This is a genomic window from Streptomyces sp. NPDC055955 (genome assembly GCF_042270245.1).
GTDB lineage: Bacteria > Actinomycetota > Actinomycetes > Streptomycetales > Streptomycetaceae > Streptomyces.
In genome coordinates this window covers 37,242-56,606 of the sequence record NZ_JBHJYS010000009.1, presented here as the reverse complement: position 1 = coordinate 56,606, position 19,365 = coordinate 37,242, and the positions used below count along the sequence as shown (strand labels likewise).

General features: G+C 71.0%; 14 protein-coding genes. 6 read left to right on the top strand and 8 right to left on the bottom strand.

Features of this window, described 5'->3' with window-relative positions; translation table 11 throughout:
- The first annotated feature begins 94 nt into the window (after nucleotides 1–94).
- Both ACFC96_RS19560 and fxsT read left to right on the top strand, forming a co-directional pair.
- Nucleotides 95–1,210 (top strand): AAA family ATPase, encoded by a 1,116-nt coding sequence (locus ACFC96_RS19560; RefSeq protein WP_376613320.1) that lies wholly within the window; start codon nucleotides 95–97, stop codon nucleotides 1,208–1,210.
- Entirely contained in the window at nucleotides 1,207–5,457 is a 4,251-nt protein-coding gene (fxsT, locus tag ACFC96_RS19555; protein ID WP_376255638.1) for an FxSxx-COOH system tetratricopeptide repeat protein, read from the top strand. The genes ACFC96_RS19560 and fxsT overlap by 4 nt, the downstream gene beginning before the upstream one ends.
- Nucleotides 5,458–5,519: 62 nt before the next feature.
- Here fxsT and ACFC96_RS19550 read toward each other — a convergent pair whose 3' ends face one another.
- Complete coding sequence (locus ACFC96_RS19550; RefSeq protein ID WP_376613318.1) at nucleotides 5,520–7,415, bottom strand: HEXXH motif domain-containing protein; 1,896 nt, start codon at nucleotides 7,413–7,415, stop codon at nucleotides 5,520–5,522.
- Complete coding sequence (locus tag ACFC96_RS19545) at nucleotides 7,409–7,648, bottom strand: hypothetical protein (RefSeq protein WP_376255635.1); 240 nt, start codon at nucleotides 7,646–7,648, stop codon at nucleotides 7,409–7,411. The genes ACFC96_RS19550 and ACFC96_RS19545 overlap by 7 nt, the downstream gene beginning before the upstream one ends.
- Before the next feature lie 474 nt (nucleotides 7,649–8,122).
- On the opposite strand from ACFC96_RS19545, the gene ACFC96_RS19540 reads away from it, so the two are divergent.
- Nucleotides 8,123–9,337, top strand: coding sequence for a hypothetical protein (locus ACFC96_RS19540; protein ID WP_376255633.1), 1,215 nt, complete (start codon nucleotides 8,123–8,125; stop codon nucleotides 9,335–9,337).
- Nucleotides 9,338–9,353: 16 nt separating this feature from the next.
- On the opposite strand, the gene ACFC96_RS19535 is transcribed toward ACFC96_RS19540, so the two are convergent.
- Together ACFC96_RS19535 and clpB are read right to left on the bottom strand one after the other, a co-directional pair.
- Nucleotides 9,354–9,893 carry a YbjN domain-containing protein gene (locus tag ACFC96_RS19535; protein WP_116511832.1) on the bottom strand — a complete coding sequence of 180 codons (540 nt, stop codon included), beginning with the start codon at nucleotides 9,891–9,893 and terminating at the stop codon, nucleotides 9,354–9,356.
- Nucleotides 9,894–10,086: 193 nt separating this feature from the next.
- Nucleotides 10,087–12,702 (bottom strand): ATP-dependent chaperone ClpB, encoded by a 2,616-nt coding sequence (gene clpB / locus ACFC96_RS19530; RefSeq protein WP_376255631.1) that lies wholly within the window; start codon nucleotides 12,700–12,702, stop codon nucleotides 10,087–10,089.
- Between the two features lie 141 nt (nucleotides 12,703–12,843).
- Here clpB and ACFC96_RS19525 point away from each other — a divergent pair, with 141 nt between their 5' ends.
- Nucleotides 12,844–13,272, top strand: a complete 429-nt coding sequence (locus tag ACFC96_RS19525) for a pyridoxamine 5'-phosphate oxidase family protein (RefSeq protein ID WP_376613316.1) — start codon at nucleotides 12,844–12,846, stop codon at nucleotides 13,270–13,272.
- A gap of 100 nt (nucleotides 13,273–13,372) precedes the next feature.
- Here the strand turns inward: ACFC96_RS19525 and ACFC96_RS19520 are convergent, their stop codons facing one another.
- Nucleotides 13,373–13,717, bottom strand: a complete 345-nt coding sequence (locus ACFC96_RS19520; RefSeq protein WP_266562002.1) for a hypothetical protein — start codon at nucleotides 13,715–13,717, stop codon at nucleotides 13,373–13,375.
- 309 nt (nucleotides 13,718–14,026) lie between these two features.
- Here ACFC96_RS19520 and ACFC96_RS19515 point away from each other — a divergent pair, with 309 nt between their 5' ends.
- Both ACFC96_RS19515 and ACFC96_RS19510 read left to right on the top strand, forming a co-directional pair.
- Nucleotides 14,027–15,010, top strand: coding sequence for a helix-turn-helix transcriptional regulator (locus ACFC96_RS19515; RefSeq protein ID WP_376613314.1), 984 nt, complete (start codon nucleotides 14,027–14,029; stop codon nucleotides 15,008–15,010).
- 23 nt (nucleotides 15,011–15,033) lie between these two features.
- Nucleotides 15,034–16,011: a LuxR C-terminal-related transcriptional regulator gene (locus tag ACFC96_RS19510; RefSeq protein WP_376255625.1), complete on the top strand. Its 978-nt coding sequence runs from the start codon at nucleotides 15,034–15,036 to the stop codon at nucleotides 16,009–16,011.
- A 187-nt stretch (nucleotides 16,012–16,198) separates the two neighbouring features.
- Here the strand turns inward: ACFC96_RS19510 and ACFC96_RS19505 are convergent, their stop codons facing one another.
- From ACFC96_RS19505 to dnaJ, 3 genes are all read right to left on the bottom strand, one after another.
- Nucleotides 16,199–17,326, bottom strand: coding sequence for a sugar ABC transporter substrate-binding protein (locus ACFC96_RS19505; RefSeq protein ID WP_376255623.1), 1,128 nt, complete (start codon nucleotides 17,324–17,326; stop codon nucleotides 16,199–16,201).
- Between the two features lie 379 nt (nucleotides 17,327–17,705).
- Nucleotides 17,706–18,170, bottom strand: a complete 465-nt coding sequence (locus ACFC96_RS19500; protein WP_116511846.1) for a heat shock protein transcriptional repressor HspR — start codon at nucleotides 18,168–18,170, stop codon at nucleotides 17,706–17,708.
- Between the two features lie 4 nt (nucleotides 18,171–18,174).
- Nucleotides 18,175–19,365 carry a molecular chaperone DnaJ gene (dnaJ, locus tag ACFC96_RS19495; protein WP_376255621.1) on the bottom strand — a complete coding sequence of 397 codons (1,191 nt, stop codon included), beginning with the start codon at nucleotides 19,363–19,365 and terminating at the stop codon, nucleotides 18,175–18,177.

Below are 19,365 nucleotides of genomic sequence, written 5' to 3'. Positions count from 1 at the left end.
AGACTTCCGGCCCAACCAGGTGTTCGGGCCGGGGCGGTTGGGGAGTACGGACGTGCACCGACCGGGCACGAACCAGGGTGAGGGGGAACGGTCGATGGCCGACAGGGATCCGCACGTTCCGGCACAGACCGACGGCGCCGCGGCCGACCCCGGCGCATGGCGCATCTACCGAGGCACGGCGAGGCCCCGCGGCAAGGAGCCGGTGTCGCGCGAGTTACCCCCGCCCCCGCCCTGGCGCCGCTTCACCGGCGCACCCCTGATCTCCGATCCGCCCCCGGGCGACGAGGACGAGTTCACCCGCCGCCTCGGCCCGCCGGACGGCCCCGTCGTCCGCAAAGCCTCCGAGCAGGAACTCGATCTCGTCAATGCCGCGCTGTTCCTGCGCAGGCCGCTGATCGTCGCGGGCCCTCCCGGCATCGGGAAGTCGAGCCTCGCCCACTGCATCAGCCGGGAACTCTCCCTCGGCCGCGTCCTGCGCTGGTCGATCACCAGCCGCAGCACCCTCAAAGAGGGCCTCTACGCCTACGACGCCATCGGCAGAGTGCAGGAAGCGGCCACCCGCGGCGCCCTGCGCGGCTCCGAGCCCGGCTCCGCCGGCGATCCGGCCCTCGACCCGGACGGCCTGAACAACCTCGGGGACTACGTCCAGCTCGGCCCGCTGGGCACCGCTCTGCTGCCCCGCACGACCCCGCGCGTCCTGCTCGTCGACGAGTTCGACAAGTCCGACACGGACCTCGCGGGCGACCTGCTGAGCGTCTTCGAAGAGGGCGAGTTCCGCATCCCCGAGCTGGCCCGGGTGCGCTCCCGGCTCCCGGACGCCGAGGTGCACACGGACGACCCGGACGGCACGGCGGTCATCCACCACGGAACGGTGCGCTGCGCCGCGTTCCCCGTCGTCGTGATCACGAGCAACGGCGAGCGCACGCTGCCGCCCGCGCTGCTGCGGCGCTGCCTCTACCTCGATCTCCCCGCGCCCGACGCGGGGCAGCTCGCGGCCATGCTGGCGGCGCAGCTCTCGCAGGACGACGAGGGGCGCACGGCGATGATCCGCGACTTCCTCAGCCACGCGAGGACCGGCGGCTCGCTCGCCGCGGACCAGCTTCTCAACTCGGAGTTCCTGCGCACCACGCCCGCGGGCCCCGACGAGGGGTCCATGAGCACGCTGTTGCACGCGCTGTGGCGACGGCTCGACGAGGTCGGCACTGGATGAACCGGTCGCCCTCCCACGGCGGCGTGGCGGGTGACGGTATCGGGCCGGGTGCCGCATCGCTGGCCGAGGCGTCCCCACAGCCGCACTGGTACGAGGCGGGCGAGGTCCTGTGGCTCGCCGCGCAGCGCTGGCTGCGGCTGAAGGACGCCCGGCGTGACAGGCCACGGCCGGGCCCGCCGGTCGAGCTGCCCGAAGCGCCCGAGGCACAAGGCCCGCGCCCCGAGGACCTGGACACCCCCGTGCCGGGGCTCACGGAGGAACCCGTGGAGCAGCCCGCGCCCCTGACCGGGCCCCCGGCGTGGGACCCGGATCCCGGCGGTCATGTGGACTCGCTCCTCATGAGCCTCGGGAACGGCTTCGCGCTCGACCGCTCGCGGGAGATCGAGAAGGCGCTGCATCCGCTGAAGCGGCGCATCGCCTGCCGGGGCCGGTTCTTCCTGAACGAAGAGGCCACCGCCGAGCTGCACGCCGAGACCGGCATGTGGCTGCCCCAGCTGGAGCCCGGCCAGGAGCGCTGGCTGACCGTGACGCTCCTGGTGGACTCGGGCGACTCGATGCGGCTGTGGTCGCACACCGCGCAGCGCCTCGCCGAGACCCTGCACTGCTCTGGCGCCTTCCGTGACGTACGGACGGTGCGCTGGCAGGAGGACGGCTCGGGCGGCGAGGTCTTCGGCGGCGCCGACGGCCGGCACCTGGTCCTCGTCCTCACCGACCTGCACGCCGACCACTGGGGCGACGGCAGCGCCCGGCGCAGGCTCGCCCGGTGGGCCCGCACGATGCCCGTCGCGATCGTCCATGTGCTGCCCGAGCACGTCTGGGCGAGGGCGGGCACGCAGACCAGCAGCCACATGGTGACCAGCCCGCGCCCCGCGTCCCCCAACAGCACCTGGACCTCCGAGCCCGTGGGCCTGGTCATGCCCACCGCCGATCTCCAGGAGACCGACGCGTCCGACAGGGTCCGGCTGCCCGTGGTGACGCTGACCCCCGAAGGGATCGGCGGTCTCGCCCGCTTCCTCGCGCACGACGGCAAGGGCGGCTACACCGTGCGCTGCCTGGACCGGACACCCGGCGACGAGGCCGCCGTCGCGCGCAGGCCCGCCACCACGCTGCCCGCCGACGTCCAGGTCAAGACCGTGCGGGCCCAGCTCTCCCCCACCGCCTACCACCTGGCACGCCTGTCCGCGGCCGTCCCGCTCAACCTCGACGTGCTGCGCCTGCTCCAGGAGGGGCTGATCCCCGGGGCGCGGAACTGGCACGTGGCGGAGCTGCTCCTGAGCGGGCTGCTGCGGCGCGCGGAGGCCGGGCCGGGCGAGAGTGCCGGGCCGGGCGTCGAGCTCGAATTCGGCGACGGCGTGCGGCGGGAGCTTCTCTCGGACGGGACGCGTGGCGAGACGGCCCGCGCGCTGATGCTCGCCTTGGACCATTTGGCGGTCGCCGTACCGGCGTATGGGGAAGGCGTCGCCCTTCTGCGCGAGCCGGATCGCGCGCGGAGTGTCTCCATGGAAGGTTTACGGCCATGGATTTCGTCTATTCTGCCCGCTTTCGCGGCCATGGCCGGACCACATGCCGCCGCCGCCCGAGAGCTTGAGGCACGCCTCGACGAACCTCCACCTCCGGTGGCCACAACCTCCGGAGAACCCAGTCAGTTAGGCGGTGGGGCCGAGCCCACCGCCCCGCCAGAGACCGGCAACGAAGAAGGGGTCGAAGAAGTGAGCGGCTTGCAGTCCACCCAGGCCGGGTCAAGGGGTGACGCGCTGCAGAAGCCGCCCCCCGTCTGGGGCAACGTCCCTCCCCGAAACCGTGCCTTCACCGGCCGCGTCCAGCTCCTGGACGACCTGCACCGCAGGCTCCAGGAAGGAACCACGGCGGTGCTCCCCGAGGCGCTCCAGGGCATGGGCGGCGTCGGGAAGTCCCAGCTCGCGGTCGAGTACGTGTACCGGCATCTGCACGAGTACCAGATCGTGTGGTGGATCCCCGCGGAACAGCCGCAGCAGATCCGGCAGTTCCTCGTGCAGCTGGCCAACCGGCTCGGTCTGAACGTCGGCAGCGGCGAGGCGAACACAGCGGTGCCGGCCGTCATCGAGGCCCTGCGCGTCGGCGAACCGTTCAAGAACTGGCTCCTCATCTTCGACAACGCGGAAGACCCGGAATCCGTGCGGGAGTTCTTCCCGACCAACGGACCGGGCCGCATCCTCGTCACCTCACGGAACTCGCAGTGGGCCTCGTCGGCGCGTCCCCTGGAGGTCGACGTGTTCACCCGCGAGGAAAGCCGTTCGCTGCTCCAGCTGAGAGCACCGAACCTGGACGACACGACCGCGGACCGGCTCGCCGAGACCCTGGGCGACCTGCCGCTCGGCATCGAGCAGGCCGCCGTATGGCTGGCCGAGACGGGCATGCCCGCGGACGAGTACCTGCGCATGTTCGAGCAGCAGGCCAACGAGCTGATGGTCAGCGACCCGCCGGTGGACTATCCGCTGTCCGTCGCCGCCGCCTGGAACGTGTCCCTGGACCGGCTGCGCAAGAACCACCCCGCGGCCCTTCAACTCCTGCAGATGTGCGCCTTCTTCGCTCCCGAGCCGATCTCCCGGCGCCTGCTCACCGGCGTCCGCGACGCCCCCGTGCCCCCGGAGCTCAGCGCGGCGCTCAGCGACCCGATCCGGCTCGGCCGCGCCATCCGCGAGATCAACCGCTACGCGCTGGCGCGCATCAACCACAACACCAACACCATCCAGCTGCACCGCCTGGTCCAGCGCGTCCTCATCAACCAGATGGCGGAGCCGCTGAAGTCACAGATGCGCGCCGGCGCCCACCGGCTGCTCGCCAAGGACGACTCCGGCGAGCCCGCCGCGTCCCACCGGTGGCAGCAGTACGGGGACCTGCTGCCGCACGTCCTCAACAGCAGGGCCGTCGAGTCGACGGACCCGTGGGTACGGCAACTCGTCCTGAACGAGATCCAGTACATGTACTACTGGGGCGACCACCAGGGCTCCCTCGACCTGGCCAGGGAGACGTACGAGACGTGGCGCGCGGCCGACGGGGACAAGGCCGAACACGTACTCACCGCGGCCCGGATCTACACGAACTCCCTGCGCATCCTGGGCCGCTACTCGGAGGCGTACGAACTCGACCAGCGGACGCTGGCGGGGATGACCGAGGTCCTCGGCCCCGAGCACGAGTCGACGATCGACATCACCAGCATGCTCGCCTGGGACCTGCGGCTGCGCGGCGACTTCCAGGCGGCGCTCGAACTCGACAGGCACGCCTTCGAGACCTGCGAACGCCTCTTCGGACCCAACGACCCGTCGACCCTCCTCGCCGCCCACCGGCACGGGCTGAACCTGCGGTTCATCGGGCACTTCCGGGCGGCTCTCGCGCTCGACCGCATGACGCACAGCCGCAAGGTCGCGGAGCTCGGCGAGAACGCGGTGTCGACGCTGTCGACCATGGCGTCGGTGACGTTCGACCTCCAGGAGGGCGGCGAGTTCCTGGCGGCCCGCGACCAGGCGCGCGACGTCGAGGAGCGCTTTCGCAACACCGTCGGCGACACCCACCCGGACACGATCTCCGCGATCCGCATCCTGTCGGTGGCCGAACGGCGGGCGGGAAAGCACGGCCGGGCCCTCGAACTCTCCGGCCGGGCCCTCGCCATGTTCCGCACCCGCTACGGCAACCTGTACCCGCAGACGGTGAACGCGCTGGTCGCGCACTCCATCGACGTACGGCACAGCGGCGACCTCGACCGGGCGCTCGAACTCGGGCAGGAGGGGTACGAGGGCTACGAGGCACTGCTCGGTCCGCGGCATCCGCACTCCGTCGCGGCACGCGTCAACCACGCGATCTGTCTGCGCCTGGCCGGACGGACCGAGGAGGCTCGCACGAGCAACGTGGACTCGAGGGAGAAGCTGATCGAGCTGATCGGCGAGGACCACCCCAACACCCTTGCCTGCACCGCGAATCTCGTCGCCGACCTGTTCGAACTCGGCGAGATGCAGGCGTCGGTGGAGCTCGCCACAAGGGCGCTCGACCTGTGCCGCACCAACCTCGGCGAGGACCACCCGATCACCCTCGCCAAGGCCCTCAACCTGTCGCTCGGGCTCCGGCAGCTGCGGCGTGACAACGAGGCCGACGCGTTGTACGCCGACACGGCCGAGCGCTACGGACGCACCCTCGGCGAGGACCACCCGGCGACCACGGCGGCCGCGGAGGGCAAGCCCGCGAACTGCGACATCGACCCGCTGCTGATGTGACACCGCCGAGGTGACATCGGCCGTATCGGTCCGACCCCGTCCGGGACCTGTCCGGGGCGGGGTCAGTGCTGTGGCAGGTCCGTCGCGGGCTGTGCGGTGAGCCCGGGGATCCGCGCCGTCCAGCGGGCCAGGTCGAGCGGATCGGGCGTCCGCCCGCCACGGGCCAGCTCCTCCAGGGCGAGCGCCCGCACCAGTTCGGGCCGGTGCAGCAGGGCCGTGGCCGGTGCGCCCTCGCCGGACGCCTCCAGGGCGAGACCGAGGCCGACCCAGGCCGGACGCGTTCCGGGGGCGCCGTTCAGCACGGCGCGGTAGCGGTCCACCGCGCGCGCCGCGTTCGCCGGCCCGCCGCGCAGGAGGCACATGTCCGCTTCGAGGAGTTCCGGGGACCGTTCCCGGCCGGACAGGCGCGCGCGGGTGTCCGGGGTGAACGTTCCTTCATCGGCGATGTGCAACCTCCGTAGTTCACAGCGGAGCTCCGGCTGGCGCAGTGGCGAGTCCGCGCGCAGCCGCGACCGCGGGACGGCCGCCTCTTCGCCCGGACCTCCGCCGAGCCGGTGGTCGGCGAGCAACCGGGTCGCGGCCGGGTCGGGCGCGAGGTTGTGGCTGCACCACGTGGACCGCAGATCGGCGAGTTCGGCTTCCGCCGGGGCGAGGGCCTCTGCCGGTACGTCGTCGCCGGCCCACGGGGCGGTCTGGCGTGCCATCTCCGCGACGAAGCGGCGGCCCCACGGGGTGAGCCCGGGCTGGCCGGCCAGCGTGCGCAGGGCGATCGCCACCGCGTCGCGCCACACGGCGAACTCGAAGTGCGCGAGGACGGCACGGTGGCCGGTCAGGGCGTGCCGTTCGGTGCGCCAGAAGTCGGCGACTCCGGTGAACGCGTACGTGCCGTGCAGCAGGCCCCACGGCGGGCGCGGGTCGGTGCGCCACGGGGCGTAGAGCAGCGTGTCCTGCCGCGGTGCGCGCGCCGACCTGTCGACGAGCTGGATCTGATGGCTGAGGCCGTTGAGCACGGAGTGCCGTGACTCGTGGACGAGGGTGACCGCGAAGTCGACGGCGTCGCGGGGCAGCGAGACCAGCGCGCTGCCGAACGCCTCGGCGTACGAGGCGCTGGAGGCGCGGAAGCGGGGCGTGCCCGGCAGGGGCACGAGAGAGTTCAGGACGAGCGGCACCATGCGGGCCGCGTCCGGGTGCCGGGCCCCGAGCAGGCGCGCCGCGTCGTGCAGATGCCGCTGCCAGGTGTCCGACTCCCCGTTCGTGAGCGGGGCCGGGGGCGGCCAGGCGGACCGGAAGTCGCGGTAGGGGTCGGCGTCGTCCAGCAGGACGCCGGGCCCCGGCTCGCGCGCGGTCCAGCTCAGCAGGCGCGCGGGGTGCCAGCCGGGGGCGGGCAGGTGCGGGGCTGCCGGCAGTTCGACGGCGTGCGGGCCGAGCGTGACGCGGGCCGCGCCGCGCCCGTCCGTCTCCAGCGTGGCGACGTCGTGGTCGCCGGGGGCGTCGTCCAGAACGGCGTGCCCGACCGTCGGCAGGATCACCTTGCCCGCCCACGCGGGCACGCGGACGCACGCGGGAAGTCCTGCCCGCAGGGCGGCCGCCGCGGCGAGCGCGTGCGCGTAGCCCGCCTCCCGCCACAAGGGGGGCTCGCCGGGCCGGGGCCCGGCGCCGGTCCGCAGCCGCCCCAGCAGGCGGACCGCCCAGACGCCGACCGGCGGGTGCCCGAGCACGCTCGCCACCGCCCGCGGATCGAGGGCCTCCGCGCGGGCCAGCAGCTCGAACGCGTGCGCCAGCGGGGGCAGCGGTCCCGCGCTGTGTTCCGTCTCGCCTTCCGCGTCGGTCAGGGCCCGCAGCATGAGCATGCGGCGGCTGCGCTCCGCCGCCGCCATCCGGGTCCCGGTGGGTGCGGTGATGCGCCCGGTCGCGATGGCCTCCAGGTCGGCGACCGGCACCTGGTGCCGCGTCAGCACGGCAGGGCAGGCCGGTCGGCCTCATCGGGCAGGTCGCGCGGGGATGCCGGCTCGGGCGGCGCGGGCGGCCCGTGTTCGTGCCGTGGCTCCTGGGGAGCCGTGCCGCCGTGCTGTCGCGGGCTGAAGTACGGACTCCCGTCCCCACCGCCGACGACCTGCCCGACGGCGTCCTCGCTCAGATGCTCGAGCAGCGCGTGCTGCGCTTCCGCCACGAGCGGGTCCCTCAGTGCCATGGCCTCCTTGAGGCCCCAACGGCTGAGATCGACAAGTCCGGTCTCGATGTCAGTCGTAGAAGTCCTCACGTCAAACTTCCCCCTGTCGGCTCCCGCTCGCGGCCCCGCGGCGCAGACCCACCTCCTTCCCATAGTGGCCCGTGGTCAGCCGCGCCGAAAGGGGCTCCGGTGGCCATCAAGGCTTGAATTGTTCGATTCATGGCCGGGGGAGGCGGCATCCGGTGCCGCGACACACCGTTGACAGCACACTCAACTGGCGTGCCCCGTGGGGCAATTGATGCGGCCCGCACACGCGCGTCCCCGGCCCGGCCGCGGACGCGCGGTCCCTCTCGTCCTCGGGGCGCGGTTCCTGACGATCCGACAAGGGCGTACCGGCGGCTCCTGTCACGCAGCCGCGCCGACCGTCCCCCATCCGTACCCGTGCGGACCCTCCCGGCTCGCGCGCCCCTCGAGGTGCCCGCAGGGTGCGGAGATGTGACCCAGCAGCAACTCGACCCGGCCCCCGCCACAGTCCCCGTCGCGGAGCCCGGCGCCGAACCACGTTCCCGCTCGGCCCGGCTCAGGGCCGCCGTCCCCCTGCTCACCGTCCTCGGACTGTTCGCCGCTGTCCGGCTCGCCGGTGTCGTCGCGATGACGGTCGCCGCCTCGCTGGCCGGAAAGCGTTCCGGCGCCGCCCTGCTCGGCCGGTCCTGGGACTCGCTCTGGTACCTCAGGATCGCCGCGGACGGCTACGGCCGCTCCGTCCACTACAGACCCGGCATCATCTTCAACGACCTCGCGTTCTTCCCGCTCTACCCCGGCCTGGTCCGCGCGGTGAAAACCGTGCTCCCGCTCAGCGGCGGCGCCACGGGGATGCTCATCGCCTGGACCGCGTCCCTGGCCGCGGCGGCCGGGATCTACGCGATCGGGGTGCGCCTGCACTCGCGGCCCGTCGCCGTCTTCCTGGTCCTGCTGTGGGGGCTGCTGCCGCACTCCGTGATCCTCACGATGGCGTACACCGAGCCGCTGCTCACCGCCTTCGCCGCCTGGTCCCTGTACGCGGTCCTGACCGGCCGGTGGATCTGGGCGGGCACGCTCGCCTCGCTGGCCGGGGTGTCCCGCCCGAACGGCTTCGCGGTCGCCGCCGCGGTCCTCGTCACGGCGGCGTACGAGGTGATCCGCAAGCGCGGCAGAAACGTTTCCCACAGGCTGTGGACAGGTGTCGCGATCGCCCCGCTCGGCTGGACCGGCTACGTCCTGTGGGTCGGCTTCCGAAGAGGCGATCCGCTCGGCGGTTACTTCGCCGTGCAGCGGGACTGGGGCTCGCGCTTCGACTTCGGCGTCGGCGCGCTGCGCGTCGTACGGCATCTGCTGCTCCGGGGCGACCGCTTCGTCTTCCCCGTGACACTCTTCATCGTCGCCGCCGCGGTGCTGCTGTTCGCGCTGCTCATCGCCGAGCGGGCGGCCCCGCTGCCGCTCATCGTCTACAGCGGCGTACTCCTGCTCGTCGCGCTCGGCGGCGCCGGCTTCTTCCCGTCCAAGCCGCGCTTCCTGCTGCCCGCGTTCCCGCTGCTGCTGCCGCTGGCCCTCGCGCTGGCGCGAACGGCGAGAGCCCGGCCGCGCAGCGCCCTCCTGGTGATGGGCGCCCTGGCCGGGCTCTCACTTGCGTACGGGACGTATCTGGTCGCGTTCGCGCACAGGCCCCTGTGATCGGTCGCTGACGTGCCTACTCGTCGTCGGAGGGCTTCTCGTCGTCGGCGGCGGAGTCCACGGCCTGCTCCAGGCCGAGCTGCTCGACCAGCCAGCGGTCGAACTCGATGGCGGCGCGCACCCAGCTGACCGTCGACGACACGAAGTGCTCCAGGCTCACACCCGTGCCGATGAGCATCTGCGCCTCACCGATGAGGCGGACCGTGCCGTCGTCGTGGGTGTGGCTGTAGACCTTGGGCCACAGCGTGCGGCGGTTCCAGTCGTCGATGGTCTCGAGGAGCGCCGGCTTGGTCTCGAGGTCGTGCGGGCGGTCGTAGAACGTCCGCACCGAGAAGACCTGCTGGTCGTCCTCGCCGCGGAACATGAAGTACGTGCGGAACTCCTCCCACGGAGCCGCGAGGTCACCCTCTTCGTCGAGGACGTACTTGAGCTCCATCTGCTCGAGGAGCTGCTTGACGAGGTCCTGATCGGGGACGACGGGGCCCGCCGGTCCTGAGCCCTGCGGCTGCTGGGGCTGTCCCCCGAAATTCGGAATCGAGGACGGGTCGATGCTCACGTGCTTGGTCCCTTCGTACGGATTCCGCCATCCTCCCCCATGCCGGGTGGGAAGTGACAACCCCCAACCGGTTGGATCGGAGCGAGTTCTCCACCGGCGCGACCGGATCACCCCCGCGGAGCAGCGGCCCTGCCGCCCGTCCTTGCGAGCGGCAGGGCCCCGAGCCGGTCCGGCATCGGTGTCCGGGTCTCCTCTACAGCGTCTTTCCGGTGGCCGGGCCCACGATCAGGCCGTCGCCGAAGGCGTCCACGCGGACCGTGTCGCCGTCGTTGACCTCGCCGGAGAGGATCTCCTTCGCGAGCCGGTCGCCGATCGCGGTCTGCACGAGCCGGCGCAGCGGACGGGCGCCGTACGCGGGGTCGTTGCCCTCGTCGGCGAGCCAGGCCAGGGCCGCGTCCGACACGTCCAGGGTCAGCCGGCGCTCGGCGAGCCGCTTCGCGAGCCGGCCGATCTGCAGCTTCGCGATCCGCTCCAGCTCCTCCTTGTTCAGCGCGGAGAAGACGACGAGGTCGTCGAGCCGGTTGAGGAACTCGGGCTTGAACGACGCCCGTACGACCTCCAGGACCTGCTGCTTCTTCTGCTCCTCACTCGTGGTCGGCTCCACCAGGCTGTGTCCGCTCAAGAACTGGCTGCCGAGGTTCGAGGTGAGGACGAGGATCGTGTTGCGGAAGTCGACCGTGCGGCCCTGACCGTCCGTGAGACGGCCGTCGTCGAGCACCTGGAGCAGGACGTCGAAGACCTCCGGGTGGGCCTTCTCGACCTCGTCGAGCAGGACGACGCTGTACGGGCGCCTGCGCACCGCCTCGGTGAGCTGACCGCCCTCCTCGTACCCGACGTAGCCGGGAGGGGCGCCGACGAGACGCGCCACGGAGTGCTTCTCGCCGTACTCGCTCATGTCGATGCGGACCATGGCCCGCTCGTCGTCGAACAGGAAGTCGGCGAGCGCCTTGGCCAGTTCGGTCTTGCCGACACCGGTCGGGCCGAGGAACAGGAAGGATCCGGTCGGCCGGTCGGGGTCGGCGATCCCGGCGCGGGTGCGGCGCACGGCGTCGGACACCGCCCGTACGGCCTCGGTCTGCCCGATCAGGCGCTTGCCGAGTTCGTCCTCCATGCGCAGCAGCTTCTGCGTCTCGCCCTCCATGAGCCGCCCGGCCGGGATGCCGGTCCAGGCCGCCACCACGTCCGCGATGTCGTCCGGGCCGACCTCGTCCTTGACCATCGTGTCGGCCTTGGACGCCTCCTCCTCTTCCTCCGTGGCGGCCTCCAAGTCCCTTTCCAGGGTGGGGATCTCGCCGTACAGGAGCTTGGAGGCGGTGTCGAAGTCGCCGTCACGCTGGGCGCGTTCGGCCTGGCCGCGCAGCTCGTCGAGCTTCTCCTTCAGTTCACCGACGCGGTTGAGGGACTGCTTCTCCTTCTCCCAGCGGGCGGTGAGGCCGCGCAGCTCCTCCTCCTTGTCGGCGAGGTCGCGCCGCAGCTTCTCCAGGCGCTGCCTGCTGGCCGGATCCGTCTCCTTGGAGAGGGCCAGCTCCTCCATCCTCAGCCGGTCGACGACGCGCTGGAGCTCGTCGATCTCGACGGGCGAGGAGTCGATCTCCATGCGCAGCCGGGACGCGGCCTCGTCCACGAGGTCGATGGCCTTGTCCGGCAGGAAGCGGGAGGTGATGTACCGGTCGGAGAGCGACGCGGCGGCGACGAGCGCGCTGTCGGCGATCTGGACCTTGTGGTGGGCCTCGTACCGGCCCTTGAGCCCGCGCAGGATCGCGATCGAGTCCTCGACGGTCGGCTCGGCGACCAGCACCTGCTGGAAGCGGCGTTCCAGGGCCGGGTCCTTCTCGATCCGCTCGCGGTACTCGTCGAGCGTGGTCGCGCCGACCATGCGCAGCTCGCCGCGCGCGAGCATCGGCTTCAGCATGTTGCCCGCGTCCATGGCCGAGTCGCCGCCCGCGCCGGCCCCCACGACCGTGTGCAGCTCGTCGATGAACGTGATGACCTGCCCCTCGCTCTCCTTGATCTCGGAGAGGACGGTCTTGAGGCGCTCCTCGAACTCGCCGCGGTACTTCGCGCCGGCGACCATCGCGCCCAGATCCAGCGAGACGAGCCGCTTGTTCCTGAGCGACTCCGGCACGTCCCCCTTCACGATGCGCTGGGCGAGACCCTCGACGACCGCGGTCTTGCCGACGCCGGGCTCGCCGATCAGGACCGGGTTGTTCTTCGTACGGCGGGACAGCACCTGCACCACACGCCGGATCTCGTGATCGCGCCCGATGACGGGGTCGAGCCTGCCCTCGCGCGCGGCGGCGGTGAGGTCGGTGCCGAACTTCTCCAGGGCCTTGTACTGGCCCTCGGGGTCGGGTGTGGTCACCCGGCGCCCTCCCCTGCTCTTCTCGAAGGCGGCGAGCAGCTTCTTGGCGCTCGCCCCCTGTTCCGTCAGTACGTCGGCGACAGTGCCGCCCTTCGCGGCGATGCCGATGAGCAGATGCTCGGTGGAGAGGTACTCGTCCCCGAGCTCCTTGGCGCGCTGCTCCGCGTCGGCGATGACCGCCAGCAGGTCCCGGTTGGGTCCGGGCGGCGCGACGGTCGAGCCGGTCACGCTGGGCAGGGCGCCGAGGATGCGCTCGGCCCCGGACCGCACGGCGGCCTGATCGGCCTCCACGGCCGTCAGCAGGTCCGTGATGTTCTCGTTCTCCTGGCCCTCGAGGAGGGCCAGGAGCAGATGCGCGGGGGTCAGATCCGCGTGCCCCGCGGACACGGCCCGACTGCTGGCCGCGTTGATCGCGTCCCGGCTCCGGTTCGTCAGCTCGGCGTCCACGTGCCCACTCTCCTCCTTGCGTCTGCCTCTCCAGCACACTGACCCTGTCAGCATACACAAAGTTGAGTCGATTCCACTCAAGGGTGGGAGCTGGGTGTCCCGAGGCGGGATATGTCCTGGAACGGGGATATCTTCCGGAGCATGGCCAAGCGGAACGATCCCCTGAACCCCGACCCGACCTTCCTCGGCTTCTGGCGGGAACGGCACCTGTGCACGCTGACGACGCTGCGCCCCGACGGCACCCCGCACGTGGTGCCGGTCGGCGTCACGTACGACCCCGAGGCAGGTCTCGCGCGGGTGATCGCGAACAAGTCGAGCGCGAAGGTGGCGCACGTGCTCGCGGGGTCCGGGGCGCAGGAGGGCGGGGCCCGGGTCGCGGTCTGCCAGGTCGACGGCCGGCGCTGGGCGACCCTCGAAGGGCTCGCGCTGGTCCGCACGGAACCGGACCGCGTCGCGGAGGCGGTACGCCGGTACGCGGAGCGCTACGAGCGCATGCCCGCGCCGAACCCGGACCGCGTCGCCATCGAGATCACGCTGACGCGGGCGACGGGCAACGGGTCCCCGTCGTGACAGCCGCGCAAAGCTGCAGCGGCGCCACCGTGTTCAGGTCCACGGTGGCGCCGCTGCGGGGGGAAGCACCTGCGCGATCTACAACGACGGGGGAATCGCGTCAGGCACTGCGGGGGGTGGCTGAGGTGGTACGCGGAACTTCCGGTCCCGCCTCCCCGACCAGCTGGTGGTCACGCTGGTCGAGGTTGACGAAGACCATTCCGTATCTGATGGCACACCGCACGGGCTGCGGGGCGCCCCGAGGGCGGCGAAGACACCGGTAGGCCCGGATCTCCTCGTCGTCGAACTCGTCCCGCACGACGACGATCGGCTCGCCGAACAGGGTGACCATCAACGAATCGCCGCGATGGGGAATCGCCGTGGCGAGGTCGATGAAATGCCACCCGGACCGGTAGGCCGTCGCCATCTCACGGCGAAAGGTTCTGTCGTCGGGCGGAGTGGTCATGCGGCCGCGTCCACGGGAGCGACACTCCAGGAAAGGTCCGGAGGCGCGATGTTCTTGGCGGCGGACACGTGAGTGGCGGGTGTGCCACTCCAGGAGAGGTCCTGGGTGCTGAGCACACCGAAAGCCAAACCGGCGGAGAAGGCAACAGCCATCACCGAGCGAAGCATTCTCTTGCACATAGTGGGCTTCGTCCTCACTTCCATGGCTTCTCTCCCCCGACTCACTAGACGATGGCTCATTCGGCCATCCAAACACCACAGGATCGATGCATCATGTTCCTGCACGTTCAGGACCCTGGGGGGTGGATCTATGACCACGGATGACACATATCGGACACATCCTCATGCCACGACTGAACTGTGCGACGAGGGCAGGCGGTTGTACGCCAGCGCTCTGCGTTCCGGACGCATCGCCCGAAGCGAAGCGACGGCCGCTCCCTGCCTGATGGATTTCGCCCTTCTCCACCCAGACCCGGATGACGCCGGCTGGCTCCGACCGGTTCCCCCCGCCGCCGCCCTGGCCCAGCGCCTCCACCCCATCGAACGGGAAATCCAGGAGCGAAGAAGCCTGGCGGTCGAACTGACCGATTACTTCGAGCCATTCATGGCCATCAGTGCGCAGGATCTGCCCACCACGCACGCCGTCACCGTGCTCGAAGGAATCAACCGGATCAATTCGGCCATCGAACTCGCCATCGCCGAGTGCCAGTCCGAGATCCTCACGGTCCAGCCCGGCGGCGGGCGCAGCGAGCACTCCCTGACGGAGGCACTCGAGCGGGGCCGGGCGGTCATCGCGCGCGGCATCACCATGCGCACGCTCTACCAGCACACGGCCCGGCACAGCCAGGGAACTCTCGTGTACGCCGAGCACATGGCCAAGGGCAACGTGGAGATACGCACCCTCGAGGAACTCATAGAGCGGCTGATGGTCTTCGACCGGACCGTCGCGTTCATACCGGTCCCCGGCGACCATCCGGTCGCCCTGGAACTGCGCCATCCGGGCCTCGTCGAATACCTGGCCAAGGTCTTCGAGCAACTGTGGCGCCGCGCGGTCCCCCTCCTGGAGGAGACCCCCTACGCACCCCCGACCGACGGCATCACCGGGGTCCAGCGGTCGATCGCCAAGCTGCTGATCGAAGGCCACGTGGACGAGGCGATCGCCCGCCGCCTGGGCATGAACGTGCGTACCTGCAGAGCCCACATCGCCAAGCTCGCGGCCGCGCTCGGCAGCGGAAGCCGCGCACAACTCGGCTTTCTCATAGCGCAGTCCGGAATCCTCGACCAGGATCACTGAATGTCGACCGAGGAGAGCCACACGTGACCGCCGAGGCCCACACTCACGGAGCCGAGGAGTTGTGCGCCGCCGGCACGGCGCTCTACTCCCGGGCCCTGCGCGAGGGCCGCGTCAAGGACGAGGACGCCGCGGCCGTGCCGTGCCTCCTGGACTTCGGGCTGCTGCGCGCGGATCCGGACGACCCCCGCTGGCAGCGCCCCGTGCCGCCCTCCGTGGCCCTGCCGGGACTGCTGGGGGGTATCGAGGACGAGATCGCGCACCAGCGGCACCGAGAGGCGAAACTGGCCAAGGCGTTCGCACCGCTCATGGCGCTCGACGCCGAGCGGGCGTCCTTCCAGAACTCGCCGATGATCCATGTGCTGTTGGGGTCCCAGCGGATCAACGACGCCATCGGCGAGGCCAGCGCGGTCGCCACCCAGGAGCTCCTCACGATCCAGCCCGGGGGCGGGCGCCCGCCGGCGGGCCTCGCCGCGGCCCGGCCGATCGAGCAGGAACTCCTGGCCCGGGGATGCCGGATGCGGACCCTCTACCAGCACACCTCGCGGCATTCCCCCGCCGTGCTGGCCCACTACGAACAGCTGCGCGGCGACGTGGCGGTCCGCACCCTCGACGAGGTCACCGAGCGCCTCGTCCTGCTCGACCGGACCGTCGCGTTCATCCCGGCCAACACGGACCGCACCGTGGCCCTGGAGATACGCCACCCCGCCCTCATCTCCTACCTCATGACGACGTTCGAGCGGCTGTGGCGGCTGGCCACGCCCATGTTCCCCGTCGCCGCGCAGCAGCCCCCGGCGAAGGACGGCGTCACCTCCCGCCAGCTCACCATCGCCGCCCTCCTCATCGAGGGCCACACGGACGCCGTCATCGCCGAACGCCTCGGCATGAACATCCGCACCGTCCGCGTCCACATCGCCAAGCTCGCCAGCACGCTCGGCAGCGACAGCCGGGCCCAACTGGGCTACCTCATCGGCCAGTCCGGGATGCTGGAACAGGACCGCTGACCTCCGCGAAAGGATCCGGCAGCCCGCGAACGGGCGAAGAGGATCTCCGGTACGCCACCCCTCGTCGCCCTCGCGCGCGACATCACGTCCGTCGCGCCCGGTGGCACGGTCACGGCCGAGTTCACGATCTCCGGCAGCTGACCCGGCACGGCGCCCCGGACCGCGGGGCGCCGTGGCGTCCGCCGGCCTACTTCAGCCCGATCCGCGCACAGTCCGCCGCGTACTTCGCCGTGCAGATGTCCCCGACCTTGTAGATCCCGTCCTTGACCACCGTCGACTTGATGTTGCTCTGGGTCATCGGGACGACCTGGACCAGGAGCGAGGGGACATTGGGGGTGGTGGGGCTGTCGACGCGGTCCTTCGCGAGCGCGTCGAACTCGATGCCACGCTGCTGCGCGATGAGGACCGCCATCTGCGCGGCGGCGGAGGCCTCTTCGGGGTACGGCTTGTAGACCGTCATGTACTGGTCGCCCGTCACGATGCGCTGGACGGCGGCGAGTTCGGCGTCCTGGCCGGTCACCGGCGGCAGGTGCGTGACACCGGCGGCCTTGAGAGCGGTGATGATGCCGCCCGCCATGCCGTCGTTCGCGGAGTAGACACCGGCGATGTTCTGCGCGCCGACGGCCTGGATGGCGGTCACCATGTTGGCCCGCGCGTTCTCCGGCTTCCAGTCCTTGGTGTCGTACGACTTCGAGATCGTCACCTGGTCCTTGAGCTCGGCCAGGGCGCCGTCCTTGTAGAGCGCGGCGTTCGGGTCGGTGACCGAGCCGTTCATCATGACGATCCGGCTGTTCTTGGACGCCTTGCTGCCCAGGGCCTTGAGGAGCGCCATGCCCTGCACATGGCCGACCTGGTCGCTGTCGAACGACACGTAGCCGTCGACGGGGCCCTCGGCCAGGCGGTCGTAGGCGATGACGGGAATGCCCGCGTCCTTGGCCTTCTTGACCGATCCCTTGATCGACTTGGAGTCGACGGCGTCCAGGATCAGTACGTCGACCCGGTCGGCGACCATCTGGTCGACCTGTCTCTCCTGGCGCTTCGCGTTCTGTTCCGCGTTGGCGTAGAGGACCTTGCCCTTGCCGCTGGTGAGGTCCTCGACTTCCTTCTTGATGTGCGGATAGTCGAACTTCTCGTAGCGCGCGGTCTCCTTCTCCGGCATGAGGACGCCGATCTTCAGGTCCTGGTTCTGCCGGGCGGACGCCTTGCCCGCCGCGTCGCTGTCCGGCTCGAGCCAGCTGCTCCCGCACCCGGTGAGGGCCACTGCCATGGCGGACGCCACGCCGACGAGGGCGGCGCGCTTCGTACGCGGATTCACTTTCCATACCTCCCTGAAGTGACCGCGTCGTTGCGGCCGAGGTGGCTGGAAGCCAACTCGGCCTGAATCGCAGCGTCAAGAGGTGAATCCGTAACGACTCGTGATCAGGCCCGTGCGTTCCGGAGGTGAAGTCGCCCGTACTCGAGGTAACCCCAGTAGCCGCACCAGTCACGGCCCCCTCACCCCTCCCGCACCGGTCCATCCGGTGAGCAAACTCACTGTTCGAACACATGACCTCCTTGCCGTCTTCACCAGCTCTGACCAGCCCGTGCGCACCCGAAGACGTGCGTGAAGGCGGCTGTGAAGGCGACACGAAAGGGGCCGGGAGGTTCTCACCTCCCGGCCCCTTTCACACCGGCTTCACGCCCGCTCGCCCGGGCTACTCGGACGACCGCTTGGGCCGCCACACGACCAGCGCGCTCGTCTGCTGGACCTCCTGGTACGGGACCAGGTCCCGCCGGTAGGAGGCGTGGACGGCCGCCTCGCGCTGCTGCATCGCCGCCGCAGCGCCCTCGACGGCCGTCGAGAGTTCCGCGACCCGCTGCTGAAGCGCCGCGACCTGGTTCTCCAGTTCGATGATGCGCTTGATGCCCGCGAGGTTGATGCCCTCGTCCTGCGACAGCTGCTGCACCTGACGGAGCAGTTCGATGTCGCGGGCCGAATAGCGCCGGCCGCGCCCGGCCGTGCGGTCCGGGGAGACCAGGCCTAGACGGTCGTACTGGCGCAGGGTCTGCGGATGCAGCCCGCTGAGCTGGGCGGCCACCGAGATGACATAGACCGGAGTCTCGTCGGTCAGCTCATAGGCCCTGCCAACAAAGGAACTCTGTCGTCGACGGCCGTCCATACGCTCATGCTCCCTTCGCGGCCTGGAACAGTTCTGCCCGCGGATCGCTGTCCGCAGTCGCCTTTCGGTACGCCTCGAGGGCGTCCTTCGCAGCGTCGGTCAGATCCGTGGGGACCGAGACCTCCACCGTGACGAGCAGATCGCCACGGGTGCCGTCCTTACGGACAGCGCCCTTGCCACGGGCCCGCATCGTCCGCCCGTTCGGCGTGCCCGGGGGCAGCTTGAGCGTGACCGGGGGCCCGCCGAGCGTGGGGACCTTGACCTCGCCCCCGAGCGCGGCCTCCGGATAGCTGACCGGCACCGTGACCGTGAGGTTGTCGCCCTTGCGGCCGAAGACCGGATGGGAGTCCACGTGCACGACCACGTACAGGTCGCCCGCGGGACCGCCGCGTTCGCCCGGCGCACCCTTGCCGCGAAGCCGGATGCGCTGGTTGTCCGAGACGCCGGCCGGGATGCGGACCTGCATCGTCCGGGAGGACTTCGCACGGCCCGAACCCTTGCAGACCTCACAGGGTGTCTCCGCGATCAGGCCGCGGCCCTTGCAGTCCACGCACGGGTCGGTCAGCGAGAACCCGCCACCACCGCCGCGCGAGACCTGGCCCGTGCCGACGCAGGTCGGGCACACGCGCGGTGTGCCGTTCTTGTCGCCGGTGCCGGAGCAGGCCTTGCAGGGCGCCTGCGACGACATGCGCAGCGGCACCGTCGCCCCGTCGACCGCCTCGGTGAAACTGAGGGTGACCTCGGACTCGATGTCCTGGCCGCGGCGCGGCTGCGTGCGCGTGCCGGTGCCCGCGCCGCCCCGGTTGAACAGGCCGCCGAAGACGTCCCCGAGTCCGCCGCCGAACCCGCCGGCACCCCCTGCCGTACCGCCCTGGGGGCCGCCTCCGAAGAGGTCGCCCAGGTCGAAGTTGAAGGTGCCGCCGCCCGGCCCGCCCGGCCCCGGACGGAATCCGCCGTTGCCGAACAGGGCGCGCGCCTCGTCGTACTCCTTGCGCTTCTTGGGGTCGCCGAGGACGTCGTTCGCCTCGGAGATCTCCTTGAAGCGCTCCTCCGCCTTGAGGTTGCCCTTGTTGGCGTCGGGGTGGTTCTCACGGGCGAGCTTGCGGTACGCCTTCTTGATCTCGGCGTCGGTGGCGTCCTTGGGGACGCCGAGGACCTTGTAGTAGTCCTTCTCGATGAAGTCCTTCGTGCTCAT